This is a genomic window from Massilia sp. UBA6681, from assembly GCF_002454935.1.
Taxonomy (GTDB): domain Bacteria; phylum Pseudomonadota; class Gammaproteobacteria; order Burkholderiales; family Burkholderiaceae_D; genus Telluria; species Telluria varians.
The window spans coordinates 2566-18871 of sequence record NZ_DKJX01000002.1 but is presented as its reverse complement, the minus strand read 5'-3'; the positions used below and the strand labels follow the sequence as shown (position 1 = coordinate 18871).

Here is a 16306-nt window from a genome sequence, read left to right as displayed (position 1 = left end):
CGCCACCCTCGAATACCACAAGGACGCTGTAATGGGTTTCATCTCGAATATTCGCATTGGACGACGCCTGGGTCTCGGCTTTGCCGTGATCCTGGCGATGACGCTCTTGATCGCCGTGGCCGGCATCTCGCGCATGAACGACGTGGCGGCGTCGACCCGCGACATGATGGCGGCGCCCCTGACCAAGGAGCGCCTGATCACCGACTGGTACAGCCTGAATTTCGCCTCGATCCGCCGCACCGCCGCGATCGTCAAGAGCGCCGACCCGGAACTCGGCCCCTACTTCAAGGAAGACGCCGCCGCCTCGGTCAAAAAGGCAGCCGAACTGCTCAAGCAGATCGAGCCGCTGATCGCGGGTGAAAAGGAAAAGGCGCTGTTCGCCAAGATCCTGGAGCAGCGCAAGACCTACAGCGCCTCGCGCGACGGCGCGGTCAAGGCCAAGGCCGACGGCAATGCCGAGGAAGCCGCGCGCATCCTCGAGCAGGGCTTCACGCCGGCGGCGCAGAAGTACCAGGACCTGCTGCACGAGCTGGTGCTCATGCAGCGCAACAGCATCGACCAGACCGCCAAGGCGATCGACGAGAGCGCGCGCCACAACAGCACCGTCATCAGCGTGCTGGCCGCCGGCGCGGTGCTGCTCGGCGCCGCCCTGTCGTGGCTGCTCACCACCGGCATCACCCGCCCGATCCATGCCGCAGTGCAGGCGGCCGAGACCGTGGCCGCGGGCGACCTGACCGGCCGCATCGAAGCCGACACGAAGGACGAAACCGGCGCCCTGCTGCGCGCCCTGCGCAACATGAACGACAGCCTGGTGAAGATCGTCAGCGAAGTGCGCAGCGGCACCGACACCATCGCCACCGGCTCGGCGGAAATCTCGGCCGGCAACTTCGACCTGTCGGCACGTACCGAACAGCAGGCCGGCGCGCTGGAGGAAACCGCGGCGTCGATGGAAGAACTGACCACCACGGTGCGCCAGAACGCCGACAATGCGCGCCAGGCCAACCAGCTGGCGATCACCGCGTCCAGCGTTGCCCTCGATGCCGGCAACGTGGTGGACCAGGTCATCACTACCATGGGTTCGATCAACGACTCCTCGAAGAAGATCGTCGACATCATCGGCGTGATCGACGGCATCGCCTTCCAGACCAACATCCTGGCCCTGAACGCGGCCGTGGAAGCGGCGCGCGCCGGCGAACAGGGCCGCGGCTTCGCGGTGGTGGCTTCCGAAGTGCGTACCCTGGCCCAGCGCTCCGCCGCCGCGGCTAAGGAGATCAAGACCCTGATCGGCGACTCGGTCGAGAAGGTCGAAGCCGGCACCCGACTGGTGGACCAGACCGGCGACACCATGGAGCAAGTGGTCACCTCGATCCGCCGCGTCACCGACATCATGGCCGAGATCGCATCGGCCAGCCAGGAACAGACCGGCGGCATCGAACAGGTCAACCAGGCCATCGGCCAGATGGACCAGGTGACCCAGCAGAACGCAGCGCTGGTCGAAGAGTCGGCGGCGGCAGCGGCCTCGATGCAGGACCAGGCGGCCCGCCTGGCCCAGGTGGTCGGCGTCCTGCTCATCCTGGGCGGCGTGGCCGCCATGCGGCTGATCTAGCCGAGCGCCCTGGCGACGGCCGCGTTGACGATCTCGCCGTCGCGGACGTTGATGCCCCCGGCAAGGCCCGGGTACTGCTCGATCGCGCCGTCGACGCCGAGGTTGGCGATCGCGCGCACGTACGGGCTCGTCGCCGCGCTCAGCGCCCTCGTCGAGGTGTGCGCCACCGCGCCTGGCATGTTGGGCACGCAGTAGAACACCGTCTCCCCCACGGTGAAGGTCGGGTCGGAGTAGCTGGTCTTGCGCGAGGACTCGAAGCAGCCTCCCTGGTCGATGGCCACGTCCACGAGCACCGACCCCGGGCGCATCGTCGCCACCATCGCGTCGCTGACCAGCACCGGTGCCTTCGCGCCCGCCACGAGCACCGCGCCGATGACGAGGTCGGCGTCGGCTAGCTCCGCCGCGAGCGCCGCCGGGTCGGACAGGACGGTGCGCACGCGGCCCTGGTAGACGTCGTCGAAGCGCTCGAGCACCCGCGCGCTGATGTCGAGGACCGTGACCTCCGCGCGCAGGCCCGCGGCCATCGCCACCGCCGAGGCGCCGACGTGCCCGCCGCCGATGACCACCACCTTGCCCGGCGGGGTGCCCGGGATGCCCGAGAGCAGCACGCCGCGCCCGCCCTGGGTGGACTGCAGGTGGTGGGCGCCCGCCAACACCGCGAGCCGGCCTGCGACCTGGCTCATGGGCGTCAACAGTGGGAGGCCGCCCATGGCGTCGGTGACCGTCTCGTAGGCGATCGCCGTGGTACCCGCCTCCATGAGCGCACGGGCCAGCTCCGGGCTGGCCGCCAGGTGCAGGTAGGTAAACAGGATGAAGTCGCGGCGCAGGAAGCGGTACTCCTCCGGCTGCGGCTCCTTGACCTTGAGCACGAGCTCGCAGGCCCAGGCCTCCTCGGCGGTGCCCAGCACCGCTCCGGCGGCCTCGTAGTCGGCGTCGGTGAACGAGCTGTGGGCTCCCGCGCCGCGTTGGACGAGCACCGTATGGCCGTCGTGAAGCAGCGAAGCAACCGCCTGCGGGGAGGCCGAGACGCGGCCTTCCTGGTTCATGATCTCTGCGGGGATTCCGATGCGCATGGTTCTCCTTGTCGTGCGCCGATGGGCGCGGATAGGGCCCGGGGTGAGGGAAAGTGGGTGGTGCCCGATCGTGGAAGCCACCTAGCACCACAGTAACGCCCGCCACATACGCCCGGGGGTGGTTTGACCGAGAGAACTTCGCTCACACTGCCGACTCGCGGCGGGTGCCCTAGGCTTTGCACCCATGAACGACCAACCCACCCGCGGGAGGCTAGGAGAAGTAGCGGCCAGCTTCGGGACGCTGGGGATCACCTCCTTCGGCGGGCCCACCGCGCACATCGGCTACTTCCGCGAGGAATTCGTCACCCGCCGGAAGTGGCTGGACGAGCGCGCGTTCACCGACCTCGTCGCCCTGTGCCAGCTCCTGCCCGGGCCCGCCTCGAGCCAGGTGGGCATGGCGCTGGGGTTTCAGCGCGCGGGGTTTGCCGGAATGGGGCTGGCGTGGCTGTTCTTCACTGCGCCCTCGGCGCTCGCGCTCGCGCTGTTCGCGCTCGGAGTGGGGGCCGGGTGGCAGGGCTCCGGCGCGCTCGCGGGGCTGCTGGCGGCGGCGGTGGGCGTGGTCGCCCACGCGGTCTACTCGATGTTTCGCGGCGTGCGGCTCACCGCGCTCACCGCATCCTTGATGGCGGCGGCGCTTGTCGCGTGCGTCGCCCTCCCCAGCGCGTTCACGCAGATCGCGGTCATCGCGCTCGCCGCCGCCGCGGGTTTCCTGTTCACCCGCCCGGAGCTGCCGCCCTCGGACGGCTCGAGGCTGCGCGATCCGGGTGCGGCCGTGGCGGCCACAGCGGGCGCGGCGCTCGTCCTCGGGGTGCTGGGGGCGCTGTTCGTCATCGCCTTTCACGGCTCGTGGTCGTGGCCGCTTATCCGGTTCGCCGACTACTTCTACGCGGGCTCGCTCGTCTTCGGCGGCGGACACGTGGTGCTGCCGATGCTCCAGCCGCTGGTCACCGGCGCGGGCGGCATCCCGACCGAGCTGTTCCTCAACGGCTACAGCGCCGCCCAGGCGGTGCCCGGCCCGCTGTTTACCTTCTCCGCCTACCTGGGCGCCGTCGAGCACGGCTGGCCCGGCGCGGTGCTCGCGACGGCGGCGATGTTCCTGCCCGCCGCGCTGCTCACGGTCGTCGGCCTGCATTCCTATTCGCGGCTTGCACACAGCGTCGCTTTCCGACGCTGCCTGACGGGAATCAACGCCGCGGTCGTGGGAATCCTCGCGGCGGCCTGGTGCACACCCGTGTTCACCCACGGGGTCTGGCTGGCCTCACGGCCGCTCGCGGCGGCGGCCATTGCGATCGGGTGCTTCGCGGCGCTGGCCTTTTGGAAGCGCCCGCCGTGGCAGATCACCCTGGCCGCGGCGCTCCTCGGGTGGATCGTGCTCTAGCGTCGCGGGGTCATACGAGAAGGCTGAGGCCCGAGCTGCGGTAGACGGTGCCAAACGGGGCGTCCAGGCGCACCCACCGACCGCAGGTGGACACCCGCAGGTGGCGCGGGATCTCCAGCGGGGCGTCGAAGCCGGGGATGAGCCCCAGCGAGGTGCACGCGAAGATCATCCGCATGGGGATCTCGGCCCTGCCCTCGCCCTCGACGGTGAGCACCGTCTGGTCGAGCAGGCTCTTCGGGGGGCCGAGCGGCCCGTTGAACTGACGCGCCAGGGCGTGACCCTGGTCGGCGAGCCCGCGCACCACGTCCACCGGGACCTGATCGACGAGCGTGAAGCCCGAGGCCGGCGGCAGGGAGCCGGGCCACGAGGCCTGGCGGCTGGTTCCTGCTCCCCCGGCGAGGAAGTCGGAAGCACCCACGACGCCGCCGTCGGGATCGACGCTGCCAGCGCAGCGTCGTGAAGCGACAACCTCGAACGGCGTGGACACGAACACCTCGAGCACGCCCTCGCGAAGCGAACGGGCGCGGACGAGCGCCTGGGGATCGAGGCCGCTCGCGCGCTGCACGAGCGAGGACACGCCCGCGGCGCCCTCCTTCATCGACACGGTGACGGTGAGTGCATTCATGGCGACCACACTACTCCCCCGGCGCGCGGCGAAAGGGGCCACGAGCGCCAGGTGACAGCCGTCAGCGGTCGCTACTTGGCGGAGTCGGCGACTCGGGTCAGGATCTTCAGCTCGGCGTCGTTGATCGCGCGCGGGCGCGCCGTCTTGAGGTCGATGACCACCTGGACCGCCTCGACGATCGCGCAGGTGGTGCCGTTGAGGTCCTTGATCTCCTGGCGGGTGGTAAACGAGGTGCGGCCGACCTCTACGACCTGCGTCTCCACGATCACCGCGAAGGTGTCCGGCATGATCGGGCGCAGGTAGTCCACCTCGATCTTGCGTACAAACACCGGGGCCGCCTCGACGCCGCGCTCGACGAACTCCTCGTGGGCCATGATCTGGCGGGCCTCCTGGGCCAGCTCGATGTAGGCGGGGTTGGTAATGTGACCGAACCGGTCAAAGTCGGACCAGCGGCACGGGACCTTGGTGATGTGTAGGTTGCGATTTTCTTCGGCCACGATTGGCTCTCTCCATCAATAATGTGCGTGCGAGCGCATCGGTTACTTGCCCGAACCAGCCTAGTCCGGCGGCCCGGGTTCCTCACCACAAAATAGTAGTTTTCCGAACAAACATTTCTAAATCGATGCGCCACGCTGGGAAAACCTCGCGCTTCACCGCTCCTGCAACCGCCCCAAGGCGAACAAAAAACCCACGCGCGACGCGGTGAGGCGGTCGCGCGTGGGCGGGAGTCAAGGCTAGGAATCAAGGCTAGGAATCAAAGCCAAGAGCCAAGAACTGCGGGGTCAAAGACGCGCAGCAGGAAAACCCTAGCGGGTCAGCTTGCGGTGGGTCACGCGCGAGGGGCGCGCGGCGTCGGCGCCGAGGCGCTCGACCTTGTTCTTCTCGTAGTCCTCGAAGTTGCCCTCGAACCAGAACCACTGGCCCTCGGCGACGTTGCCCTCCCAGGCGAGGATGTGGGTACAGGTGCGGTCCAGGAACCAGCGGTCGTGGGAGATCACGACGGCGCAGCCCGGGAACTTCTGCAGCGCGTTTTCCAGCGAGCCGAGGGTCTCGACGTCGAGGTCGTTGGTCGGCTCGTCGAGCAGGATCAGGTTGCCGCCCTGCTTGAGGGTCAGCGCGAGGTTCAGTCGGTTGCGCTCACCGCCGGAGAGGACCTTTGACGGCTTCTGCTGGTCCGGGCCCTTGAAGCCGAACGCGGACAGGTACGCGCGCGAGGGCATCTCGTTCTGACCGACGACGATGTAGTCGAGGCCGTCGGAGACGACCTCCCACACGGTCTTCTCCGGGTCGATGTTCTCGCGGTTCTGGTCGACGTAGCTGAGCTTGACGGTCTGGCCGATCTTCACCTCACCGGAGTCCGGCTGTTCCAGGCCCACGATGGTCTTGAACAGGGTGGACTTGCCCACGCCGTTCGGGCCGATAACACCCACGATGCCGTTGCGCGGCAGGGTGAAGGAGAGGTCCTTGATGAGGACGCGGCCGTCGAAGCCCTTGGTGAGGTTGTTGACCTCCACGACCTGGTTGCCCAGGCGCGGCGGGGTCGGGATCTGGATCTCCTCGAAGTCGAGCTTCTTGTACTGCTCGGCCTCCGCGGCCATCTCCTCGTAGCGGGCCAGACGGGCCTTGTTCTTGGCCTGGCGGGCCTTGGCGCCGGAGCGCACCCACGCGAGCTCTTCCTTCAGGCGCTTCTGCAGCTTCTGGTCCTTCTTGCCGGCGACCTCGAGGCGGGCGGCCTTGGTCTCGAGGTAGGTGGAGTAGTTGCCCTCGTAGGGGTAGAGCTTGCCGCGGTCGACCTCACAGATCCACTGTGCGACGTGGTCGAGGAAGTAGCGGTCGTGGGTGACGGCCAGCACCGCACCCTTGTAGGTCTGCAGGTGCTTCTCCAGCCACTGCACGCTCTCGGCGTCGAGGTGGTTGGTGGGCTCGTCGAGCAGCAGCAGGTCCGGCTCGGACAGCAGCAGCTTGGCCAGCGCCACGCGGCGGCGCTCACCACCGGAGAGGTGGGAGACCGGCTCGTCGGACGGCGGGCACCGCAGCGCCTCCATGGCCTGCTCGATCTTGGAATCGATCTCCCAGGCGTCGGCGGCGTCGAGCTCCTCTTGGAGCTTGCCCATCTCCTCCATGAGCTCGTCGGTGTAGTTGGTGGCCATCTCCTCGGCGATCTCCTCGAAGCGCTGCTTCTTCTCGAAGATGCCGCCCAGACCCTCCTCCACGTTGCCACGAACCGTCTTCTCCTCGTTCAGCGGCGGCTCCTGTAGGAGGATGCCCACGGTGGCACCCGGATCGAGGAAGGCCTCGCCGTTGGAGGGCTGGTCGAGGCCCGCCATGATCTTCAGGATGGAGGACTTACCGGCACCGTTCGGGCCGACGACGCCGATCTTGGCGCCGGGGTAGAAGGCCATGGTGACGTTGTCGAGGATGACCTTGTCGCCGATGGCCTTGCGCACGTTTTTCATCGTGTAGATGAATTCGCCCACGTTGATTACTCCCTTTTCACACAGTAGTGAGTGCGGTATTAGCACTAGTCAGTCCAAAGGGTACATGAGTTTAGCCACCAATACCCACACTCCGCTACCCCGCCCCGGCGCGTTCCTATCACCCCCTTTTTTGCTTTGCTTGTCGACGCCTACGGCTAGCAGGCCACGGCCGAAAGGGACGGGTCTGCGTGCCCGGTGTGCTCGGTGTGATCCTCCTGCTCGCCCTCCTCCTGCGAAGGCTCAGCGGGCGGGCGGTTGCTGTAGTCGCGGTTGATGATCGAATCGTCCACGCCGGTCGGGTCCGGCGTCTCCAGGCCGTCGATGGCCACCTCGTCGTTGGGGACCGACTTGCGCGATCCCGCAACGTAGCGCGAGAGCTCGAGCCCGAGCGCGCTGGCCTTCAGCCGGGTGACCGAGCGGACCTGCTCCTTGCCGTCCTTCTCGTCCACCCAGGTGTTGGTGTAGAGGTAGCCGCTGGCCATGATGGGGCGGCCCTTCTGCAGGGACTTCTTGGCGTTGATGGCCAGCTGTCCCCAGCACTCGACGTCAATGAACAGCAGGTCCTGGTCTACCCAGCCGTCGTTGGCGCTGCCGGGTCGGGTGGACTCGGCGGCCCCGCCCGGGGAGTAGCCGGACTGCTCGAGGTTGCTGCGCCCCTGCTCCACGGCCTGGCGGTCGGGCTGCTTGCGCACCCGGCGCGAGGAGGCCACGCGCAGGCGGCACACGAAGTTGCCGGAGGTGGTCTTGGTGAGGACTGGGTCGTCGGCGAGGTGGCCGATGATGGTGGTCTGTGCGTGCATGATGAGTGTTCCTTTCCACGCGAGGGCCCGGGTGGGGGCGCCCGGCGCCCTCGCGTGTGGTCGGTGTTTTCCTGGTCTGTGAGGCGATTGCTCCTCACACCGCGAAGCATCCCACCCAACCCGAGGCCCTTCAACCCCTCGTCGAAAAACGGCCCGCTTTCTGTGGATAACTTCGAGGGGTGAAAAGTTATCCACAGAAATCGGGCCGTGTGGAAGGAGGGCCTAGCGCTCGAACCTCTGATTGTGGTATTCAGAAACGTTGTCCATCTCGCCGGAGTTTATCCGCGCGAGCATCTCGTTGTAGGCGTCCATCTCGTCGATGCCGGTTTCCTCCTCGCGGCGATCGAACTCCTCGATCTCCTCCTTGTCCTCCTTCAGCCACTGCAGGAACAGCGTGCCGAAGACCACGATGAGCGGGAACGAGCCCGACGCCCACGCGATGCCGCCGCCGACGTTCTGGTCGTGCATGAGGTCCACCGGGTACGGCAGGTTCAGGTTCGAGTAGAAGTCCTCGGCGAGGATCTGCGACAGCTGCATCAGGTACACGCCGAAGTAGAGGTGGAAGGGCATGGAGAACACCAGCCATGCGAGCCGCTTCATCACGGAGTTCTCCACCGGCTTCGGGTCGCCGCCGATCATCTCCCAGTAGTAGATGTAGCCGGAGGTGAGGAACACCCAGTTCATGATGAGGTGACCCGCGTGCTCGGAGACCATGAGGCTGTACCACGGGGTGATGTAGAGCAGGTAGAAGATGGTGATGAACTGGATGGTGTTCGCCGCCGGGTGCATGATGAACCGCAGCGACTTCGAGTGCAGGAACGCCTCGATCCACTCCCGCATGCCGGGCTTGCCCGGCTCACCCGGCGCGATCGTCTCCAGGGCCAGGGTCAGCGGCGCGCCGATGACGAGGAAGACCGGGATGACCATGGACAGCACCATGTGGGTGACCATGTGCATGGAGAACTGCGCGGGCATGTACAGGCCCACGCCGGAGCTCATGGACACCGCAAGCCCTACGGAGCCGAGCAGGAACCAGAAGGTGCGCCACCACGGCCACGACTTGCCCTGCTCACGCAGGCGGTACAGCCCCCACAGGTACAGGCCGGTGAGCACGATGCCGAAGGTGGTGAACATGAGGTCGTAGCGCCACACCGTCCACACGCTGGTGACGGTCGGGGCCTTGGTCACCTCGTAGCCCATGTCGAGGACCATCTGCGAGAGCGTGATGTCCCGCGGCGGGGGCGGCGGCGTGCGGCCCAGCGAGACGGCGACACCCATGGTCGCCGCCATGACGATGACCTCCACCACCGCAACGCGGATGAACAGCCTCGGCTTCTTTTCCAGCTGCGGAATTGTGCGCTGGCGGTGAGCGAAGCCGAACACGCCGAGCAGGACGGTGAGCAGGAACTTGGCCACGATGACCCGGCCGTAGGCGACGGTGAACAGGTCCTCCACGCGCACGCGGATGGCGGCGTTGATGATGCCGGTGAGCGCCATGGCGATGATGCTCACCAGCGCCAGCGTCGAGTAGCGGCGCACGCCGACCGCGAGGTTGGGGCCGAGCCTGCGCCCGTGCGCGATGAGCCCGATGAGCCCGCCCACCCACAGGAAGGCGAACAGCAGGTGCAGCAGCAGCGAGTTGGTGCCGTAGTCGTGGTCGCCGCCGGAGGCGGAGTGCCCCTCGAGCCCCAGGGGCGCCACCTGCAGGATCGCGAAGACGAGCCAGACCGGCTGCCACATCCACGAACGCAGCCCGAGCGAGACGAGGCCAAACACGAGGGCGATGATCGCCGAGGCGAGCGCCGCCTGCGCCGCGGACACCTGCCCGATCGCGATCGACCAGGACGAAGGCTTGAGGGCCTCGGATAGGGGCTGGCCGGAGACGTCGGAAAGCGCCATCGGAACCATGAGCAGCTCGATGAGGCCGAACCCCAGCGCCGCTAGGGAGCCTGTGCGGGCCGCGAGCACGCCGTCAACCGTCAGCCGCGCGTGCGGGAGGTCGTCCGAGGCGGGCGAAATGAAGAAGGCGCTGGTGAGGAAGCTACCCACCGACAGGGCGACGAGCAGCCAGCCGACGCCGCGCAGGAACGGGTACCCGGCGGTGGTGAGGATGCCGGGGTCGGGGATACCCAGCGCCGCGAGCGAGTCGCCGGCGAAGATCCAGCCGAGGACCGCCGCGACGAACCCCGCGACGAGCGCGAAGCCCGCGTACAGGGGCCACGACGCGCGCGCCTTTCCGGCCGCGCTAGTTTGAGTGTCAGGCATGGGTTTCAGGGTAGCCCACCGCACGCCCATCACCCACTCGGTGCATGGTTTCATCACCCAAAAGAGCCACTCTATCCTCCTTTTTGCTTATCGACGCCAAAGGTACGCCCGCCACACGCGATAAACGCAGGTGGCGGGCTGATGGGGCAAAGGCTCCTTAGGCGACGGTCGAGTTCACCGGCTCGAGCTCGGCGACCGGAGCGGCGGTCACCTCGCCTTTCGACGAGCGGCGATTCTTCAGCCAGCCGAAGGCCATCGGCAGGACGGAGATGGCCACGATGATGATCATGATCTTGTCGATGGAGGTGGCAACGCCCGGGATGTCGCCGAGCAGCACGCCGACCATCACCATCGTGACCACCCAACCGATCGCGCCCGTGACGTTCCAGGTGAGGAACTTGCGGTACGGCATCTCGGCGGTGCCAGCGGCGAAGGGGACGTAGGTGCGCACGATCGGGACGAAGCGGCCGAGCACCAGCGCGGCCGGGCCGTGCTTGGCGAAGAACTCCTCGGCGGCGACTAGGTGCTTGGTCTTAAGAATCCGGGCATCATCTTTGAACAAGCGGCGGCCGAAGCGGCGGCCCAGCCAGAAGCCCACCTGGTCGCCAAGGAAGGCTGCAGTGATGGCGATGGCCAGGAGAGCCGCGACGTTGATGCCGAGGTCCGAGCGGATGATCGCCGCGGTCACGAGCAGCGAGTCGCCGGGGAGGAACGGGAACAGGACGCCGGACTCGATGAAGATCACGACGGCCAGCCCCATGACGACGTACTGGCCGAACTGCTGCAGGAGGTTTCCTGAGTCCATGAAGGCGGTCAAAAGACCCATGCTGATCATTGATGTACTCCTGAAAAAATCGGAATCGTTTTGTCTTTGCCAACCATTCTCGCGAAGCCCCTCTAAGAAACCGCCAAGAATTGTCTTACGCAGGTCAGCTAGGCTAGAAGCGTGCAGAATCGAGACGCAGACCAAGAGCTTTTCCGCCAGAGCGCCAAGCGCTTTGCCATCCGCATGGGGCTGGTGTCGGCGGGGATGGTCTTCGCCGGCGCCGCCATGTTTTTCAGCGCCCTGTGGTGGAAGGCGACCTTCGGCAGCTCGAAGCCGGACGCGCCCCGGCATGTGACCATCTCTTTCGAGCCCGTCGACCTGTTCATCTCCGTAGCCATGCTCGGCGCGGGCGCCATCGTCTTGGCCTCGGCCGCGGCATTCTACTTCGCCCGCCAGGCCACGCAGCCGCTGGCCGAGGCGATGGAGCGCCAGAAGAACTTCATCGCGGATGCCTCCCACGAGCTGCGCACTCCCCTTGCGGTCATGCACGCCCGCGTCCAGCAGCTCCAGGCGCTGTCCGCGGGGAATGAGAAGATCGCGCCGGTGGCCAAGGAGCTGCGCCGGGACACCCAGGACATGGTGGACATTGTCAACGATCTCCTCGAGATCGCCTCCACCACCACCGACCTCGACGCCACGGCCTCGCTGTCGGGCGCCCTCGCCGATCTCGAGCACAACCAGTCGCTCATCGCCACCCAACGCGGCATCAGTCTCGCCATCCCCGCGCGCCACGCCGACACCCGGATCAGCATGTCCGAGGTGTCGCTGCACCGCTGCCTCAACGCGCTGGTGGGCAACGCCTTAAGCCACACCCCCACCGGCGGGCACGTCGCACTTCACCTCGAGGAAACCGACAAGGAGGTCACCGTCCGCATCACCGACGACGGCCCCGGCATCACCGGCATCGAACCCTCCCGCGTCTTCGACCGCTTCGCCAGCGGCACGCCCGGCCGCGACCAGTCCCACGGCATCGGGCTGGCGCTGGTCAAGGACGCCGTCCACCGCTTCGGCGGTACGGTGGGTGTGGAAAATACCGGGCCCAAGGGAACCACCTTCGCCCTCACGCTCAAGAAGGCCGACTAGGAGGCACCCCATGGACCCGCTGCTCTACCTCGAGGACGACCTGCGCTTGGGAGAGGTCACCCGCGACATCTTGTCCATGCATTGGGACGTCACGTGGGTGGTCTCGCTGGCGCAGGCCAAGCCCCAGCTGGAAAAGAACATGTTCGCCGTGTGCATCTTCGACCGCATGCTTCCCGACGGCGACGCCACCGAGCTCATCGCCTGGATGCGCGCCCGGCGCGACGCCACCCCAGTGCTGCTGCTCACCGCGCTCGGCCAGGTCTGCGACCGCGTCAGCGGCCTCGACTCCGGCGCCAACGACTACCTTGTCAAGCCCTTCGACTTCGAGGAGCTGGAGGCGCGGCTTCGCGCGCTCACCCGCGACTACTCCGGCAAGGATAAGGGCATAGAAATAGGCAGCTGGGTCCTGTATCCGGACCACAGCTGCCTCGAGTCGCCCTACACGGGAAGGATCATGCTCACCGCCAAGGAGAACGCCCTCATGACCGTGCTCGCGCGCGAGCCCAACCGGGTGTTTAGCCGCGAGCAGTTACTGGGGGCTGTGTTTGATCATGGAGATTCTCTGTCGACGGTTGATACGTACGTTCACTACGTCCGTCGGAAAGCTGACCGCGATCTGATCCAAACCGTTCGGGGAGCAGGCTACCAACTCGGCACGCCAGCTTAGCCCACAGCGGCGCGAGCGCACCGGACCAGACCAGCGAGAACGCGACGTCCGTCGGGTAGTGCACGCCGTTGATGAGCACGGTCGCGCACACGACCGGCACGAGCACCACGGCGAGGATCCGCAGAACGCGGTTGCGGCTGAACAGGAACAGCGAGACCGCGAGCGCCATCGTGAACGCGGTGTGCCCGCTCGGGAAGGACCAGTCCCCCGGCGTGAACGCGGTCGGGTGCGGCAGCAGCGACGGCTCCGGGCGCGGGCGCGCGACCAGCATCTTGATGAAGACCACCGGCAGCCACGTGGCCGCGACCGTCGCGCCGAACTCCAACCCGCGGCGGTAGTCGCCCGCGCGCCAGGCGATGAAGGCCGCCAGCGCCAGCACGTAAACGACGGCAAAGCCCGGCTCCAGCGCCGCGTACAGGCCCGAGGTCAGCTCCCCGAGCACCCCGGTGTGCAGCGAGTTCGCCGCGATGGTGATTCCCAGCTCTCCTGGAATGAATTCGTTCATGAACCCAAGGTTAAATTGCGGTTTCCAAGAATCCACCAAGAATTGCGCACCGCCTCTGAGCTGGGCGGATGCTTTAGCCGTCGACAAGCAAGCTGGCTAAAACCTGTCAGTTTTCTGTGCCCCTCCCCTTTTTCGGTTAACCGTGGGAAAATGAGTGGTGAACGATTCTTGGCTCGTACGGAAAGGACACAAGATGGCCGGGAAGTTTGAAGTGTACGAAGATAAGGCTGGCAAGTACCGCTTCCGCCTGAAGGCCGGAAACGGCGAGATCGTCGCCGTTGGCGAGGCGTACGAGAAGAAGGCAGACTGCATCAAGGGCACTCAGGCCGTCCAGCGCGCCGCGGCTGAGGCCGTCCTCAAGGACCTCACCGCCTAAAAAGACCTGCTCAGAAAGGGCGTCCGCTTTGCGCGGGCGTCCTTTTGCGTTGCTTGTCGACGCCTATCGGTAGCGAATCAAGGTTCCGGCGGAGAATGCTGGTTCGGGTGAGGAAATGCTGTTCACCTGAGGGCCCGGGAAAACCCATTCGCGATTGACGCCCATGGTGCTGGCGACAAGGAGTGCGCTCGCAGATGCCGGGACAACATATTTGGACACAAAGAGGAAGGAAGATCCCCGCTGGTGCGGGGCGCACAAAGCCAAACGTTCCTGCCGCGTCGTCTCTTTGGGCTCATCCCCGCAAGTGCGGGGCGCACGGCAGATCACCGCGGAGGAATTCAACGCCGCGGGCTCATCCCCGCAGGTGCGGGGCGCACGGCAGATCACCGCGGAGGAATTCAACGCCGCGGGCTCATCCCCGCAGGTGCGGGGCGCACTTGTCCCACTGCTCTGTGATCATTTCGTCACAGGGCTTATCCCCGCAGGTGCGGGGCGCACCACGGCTTGATCGAAGCCATGATAAAATCCTTCGGCTCATCCCCGCAGGTGCGGGGCGCACGTAGCCGTATTCGCCTTCACCATGCCGTACCCAGGCTCATCCCCGCAGGTGCGGGGCGCACTAGACGAGGCGATCGCCGAGCAACCCCCCGGCGGGCTCATCCCCGCAGGTGCGGGGCGCACTCCACACGGTTGTTTGCCTCGATCGCGGCGGTGGGCTCATCCCCGCAGGTGCGGGGCGCACGTAGCCGTATTCGCCTTCACCATGCCGTACCCAGGCTCATCCCCGCAGGTGCGGGGCACACCGCCGCTGAAAATTCCCCAGAGCAGAACGCCGTGGGCTCATCCCCGCAGGTGCGGGGCGCACCCCTTGGCTACCTGGTCGGTAATCGTCCAGGTCGGCTCATCCCCGCAGGTGCGGGGCGCACGCGTCCTCCGTACCGACGCCCGCACCCGTGGCCGGCTCATCCCCGCAGGTGCGGGGCGCACATGAGCGTGGATCGCTTCCTCAACATCAACGAGGGCTCATCCCCGCAGGTGCGGGGCGCACCACCGGTATTGGTGGGGCTATTCAGGCTGTGCCGGCTCATCCCCGCAGGTGCGGGGCGCACCAGCCCCGCCTCAGCCCGCCCAGAGAGATATTCGGCTCATCCCCGCAGGTGCGGGGCGCACTCCCAGCCACTCGCGAGCATCCCCGTGAGCCAAGGCTCATCCCCGCAGGTGCGGGGCGCACCTCGTTGCGATGACACCATTAAAGCATGCTACGGGCTCATCCCCGCAGGTGCGGGGCGCACCGCTAGGTCACAGTGCCTACGTGGGAGGGGTACGGCTCATCCCCGCAGGTGCGGGGCGCACGACGGTTCACCTATCGGTCGATAGGCAAAGACGGGCTCATCCCCGCAGGTGCGGGGCGCACCTGACGATGGAGGCGGAGTAGATGGGTATTCGTGGCTCATCCCCGCAGGTGCGGGGCGCACATGCCAGGAACGCCCCACTGTGGCGCGGGCAGAGGCTCATCCCCGCAGGTGCGGGGCGCACGGCCGTTGGTCTAAATCGTGCGATAGGCCCCCGGGCTCATCCCCGCAGGTGCGGGGCGCACCACCTCGGGTGTGCATCTTGAGGTCGCACCTTAGGCTCATCCCCGCAGGTACGGGGCGCACGGATAGCAGTTGGTACATGCGGAGGATGGGGGGGCTCATCCCCGCAGGTGCGGGGCGCACCGTCCGCCCAGTACGCGAACGCCGCCATATGCGGGCTCATCCCCGCAGGTGCGGGGCGCACTATTTATAACAGGCCTGCTACTCGCCCCCGCAGGGCTCATCCCCGCAGGTGCGGGGCGCACACGGCGTTAACCCCCGCCGAGTGGGGACAAATCGGCTCATCCCCGCAGGTGCGGGGCGCACTCCACTGGACAGTCTGGAATGGGTCGGTGGTCAGGCTCATCCCCGCAGGTGCGGGGCGCACCGGGCTACAGCCGGCTGGCTGCACCCGGGGTACGGCTCATCCCCGCAGGTGCGGGGCGCACTCACAACACATAATGTAATGCTGTGTTGACATGGGCTCATCCCCGCAGGTGCGGGGCGCACCGCCTAGGCAGGTGCGTTTTGAAAATGCGCTAGGGCTCATCCCCGCAGGTGCGGGGCGCACGGGGCTACGTAGTTTGACGCTACTACGCAAGCGGGCTCATCCCCGCAGGTGCGGGGCGCACGTCTCGCCACCATTTTTGTCGTTGTCGCCAGTGGGCTCATCCCCGCAGGTGCGAGGCGCACGTCCACCTAAGCCATGCAGGTTCCGTACCGAGGGGCTCATCCCCGCAGGTGCGGGGGCGCACTCCCAGCCGGTGAAGGTGGGGGTGCCGTCCTGGGGCTCATCCCCGCAGGTGCGGGGCGCACGTCAATTGTTGGGCCAGCCTTACCGCTGGATACGGCTCATCCCCGCAGGTGCGGGGCGCACTATCCAGCCCTTGCCCCACTGTCGCCACCGGGGTGGCTCATCCCCGCAGGTGCGGGGCGCACTCCGCAGGTTCTATCAGCGTGTCGATCGTCCCAGGCTCATCCCCGCAGGTGCGGGGCGCACGCACTAGACGAAGTGGGGCTAAGTCTCGGCGACGGCTCATCCCCGCAGGTG

The 16306-nt window shown here is 66.9% G+C and carries 12 protein-coding genes, 1 pseudogene and 1 CRISPR repeat array; of the genes and pseudogenes, 5 read left to right on the top strand and 8 right to left on the bottom strand.

Going from position 1 to position 16306, the window contains the following annotated elements:
* Positions 1 to 31: 31 nt before the first annotated feature.
* A complete protein-coding gene (locus tag B2R83_RS00275; RefSeq protein WP_292037647.1) occupies positions 32 to 1606 on the top strand; it encodes a methyl-accepting chemotaxis protein in 1575 nt (524 codons plus the stop codon).
* Here the strand turns inward: B2R83_RS00275 and ald are convergent.
* Positions 1603 to 2679, bottom strand: a complete 1077-nt coding sequence (gene ald, locus B2R83_RS00270) for an alanine dehydrogenase (RefSeq protein WP_292037646.1) — start codon at positions 2677 to 2679, stop codon at positions 1603 to 1605. The genes B2R83_RS00275 and ald overlap by 4 nt on opposite strands.
* A 184-nt stretch (positions 2680 to 2863) precedes the next feature.
* Between ald and chrA the strand changes: the two genes are divergently transcribed.
* Positions 2864 to 4057 carry a chromate efflux transporter gene (gene chrA, locus B2R83_RS00265; protein ID WP_292037644.1) on the top strand — a complete coding sequence of 398 codons (1194 nt, stop codon included), beginning with the start codon at positions 2864 to 2866 and terminating at the stop codon, positions 4055 to 4057.
* Positions 4058 to 4067: 10 nt separating this feature from the next.
* Here chrA and B2R83_RS00260 read toward each other — a convergent pair whose 3' ends face one another.
* The 6 genes from B2R83_RS00260 to B2R83_RS00235 all read right to left on the bottom strand — a co-directional run bounded on the left by B2R83_RS00260 (position 4068) and on the right by B2R83_RS00235 (position 11029).
* Entirely contained in the window at positions 4068 to 4682 is a 615-nt protein-coding gene (locus B2R83_RS00260; protein ID WP_292037643.1) for a hypothetical protein, read from the bottom strand.
* 71 nt (positions 4683 to 4753) lie between these two features.
* Entirely contained in the window at positions 4754 to 5179 is a 426-nt protein-coding gene (locus tag B2R83_RS00255; protein WP_292037642.1) for an acyl-CoA thioesterase, read from the bottom strand.
* A 309-nt stretch (positions 5180 to 5488) separates the two neighbouring features.
* A complete protein-coding gene (ettA, locus tag B2R83_RS00250) occupies positions 5489 to 7159 on the bottom strand; it encodes an energy-dependent translational throttle protein EttA (protein ID WP_025253403.1) in 1671 nt (556 codons plus the stop codon).
* Positions 7160 to 7314: 155 nt separating this feature from the next.
* On the bottom strand, positions 7315 to 7959 hold the full coding sequence (locus B2R83_RS00245; protein ID WP_292037639.1) for a single-stranded DNA-binding protein: 645 nt from the start codon (positions 7957 to 7959) through the stop codon (positions 7315 to 7317).
* Between the two features lie 222 nt (positions 7960 to 8181).
* Entirely contained in the window at positions 8182 to 10224 is a 2043-nt protein-coding gene (locus B2R83_RS00240) for a bifunctional copper resistance protein CopD/cytochrome c oxidase assembly protein (protein ID WP_292037638.1), read from the bottom strand.
* Between the two features lie 157 nt (positions 10225 to 10381).
* Positions 10382 to 11029, bottom strand: coding sequence for a DedA family protein (locus B2R83_RS00235; RefSeq protein ID WP_051483583.1), 648 nt, complete (start codon positions 11027 to 11029; stop codon positions 10382 to 10384).
* A gap of 141 nt (positions 11030 to 11170) precedes the next feature.
* Between B2R83_RS00235 and B2R83_RS00230 the strand changes: the two genes are divergently transcribed.
* Together B2R83_RS00230 and B2R83_RS00225 are read left to right on the top strand one after the other, a co-directional pair.
* Positions 11171 to 12133, top strand: a complete 963-nt coding sequence (locus B2R83_RS00230) for a sensor histidine kinase (RefSeq protein WP_292037636.1) — start codon at positions 11171 to 11173, stop codon at positions 12131 to 12133.
* Between the two features lie 10 nt (positions 12134 to 12143).
* Entirely contained in the window at positions 12144 to 12800 is a 657-nt protein-coding gene (locus B2R83_RS00225; protein ID WP_292037635.1) for a response regulator transcription factor, read from the top strand.
* 10 nt (positions 12801 to 12810) lie between these two features.
* Here the strand turns inward: B2R83_RS00225 and B2R83_RS00220 are convergent.
* Positions 12811 to 13305, bottom strand: a pseudogene (locus B2R83_RS00220) (phosphatase PAP2 family protein); the annotation flags it as partial.
* A 193-nt stretch (positions 13306 to 13498) separates the two neighbouring features.
* Here B2R83_RS00220 and B2R83_RS00215 point away from each other — a divergent pair.
* Positions 13499 to 13681, top strand: coding sequence for a YegP family protein (locus B2R83_RS00215; protein ID WP_034649443.1), 183 nt, complete (start codon positions 13499 to 13501; stop codon positions 13679 to 13681).
* A gap of 228 nt (positions 13682 to 13909) precedes the next feature.
* Positions 13910 to 16255: a CRISPR direct-repeat array (repeat unit 28 nt; unit sequence GGCTCATCCCCGCAGGTGCGGGGCGCAC).
* Between the last annotated feature and the right edge of the window lie 51 nt (positions 16256 to 16306).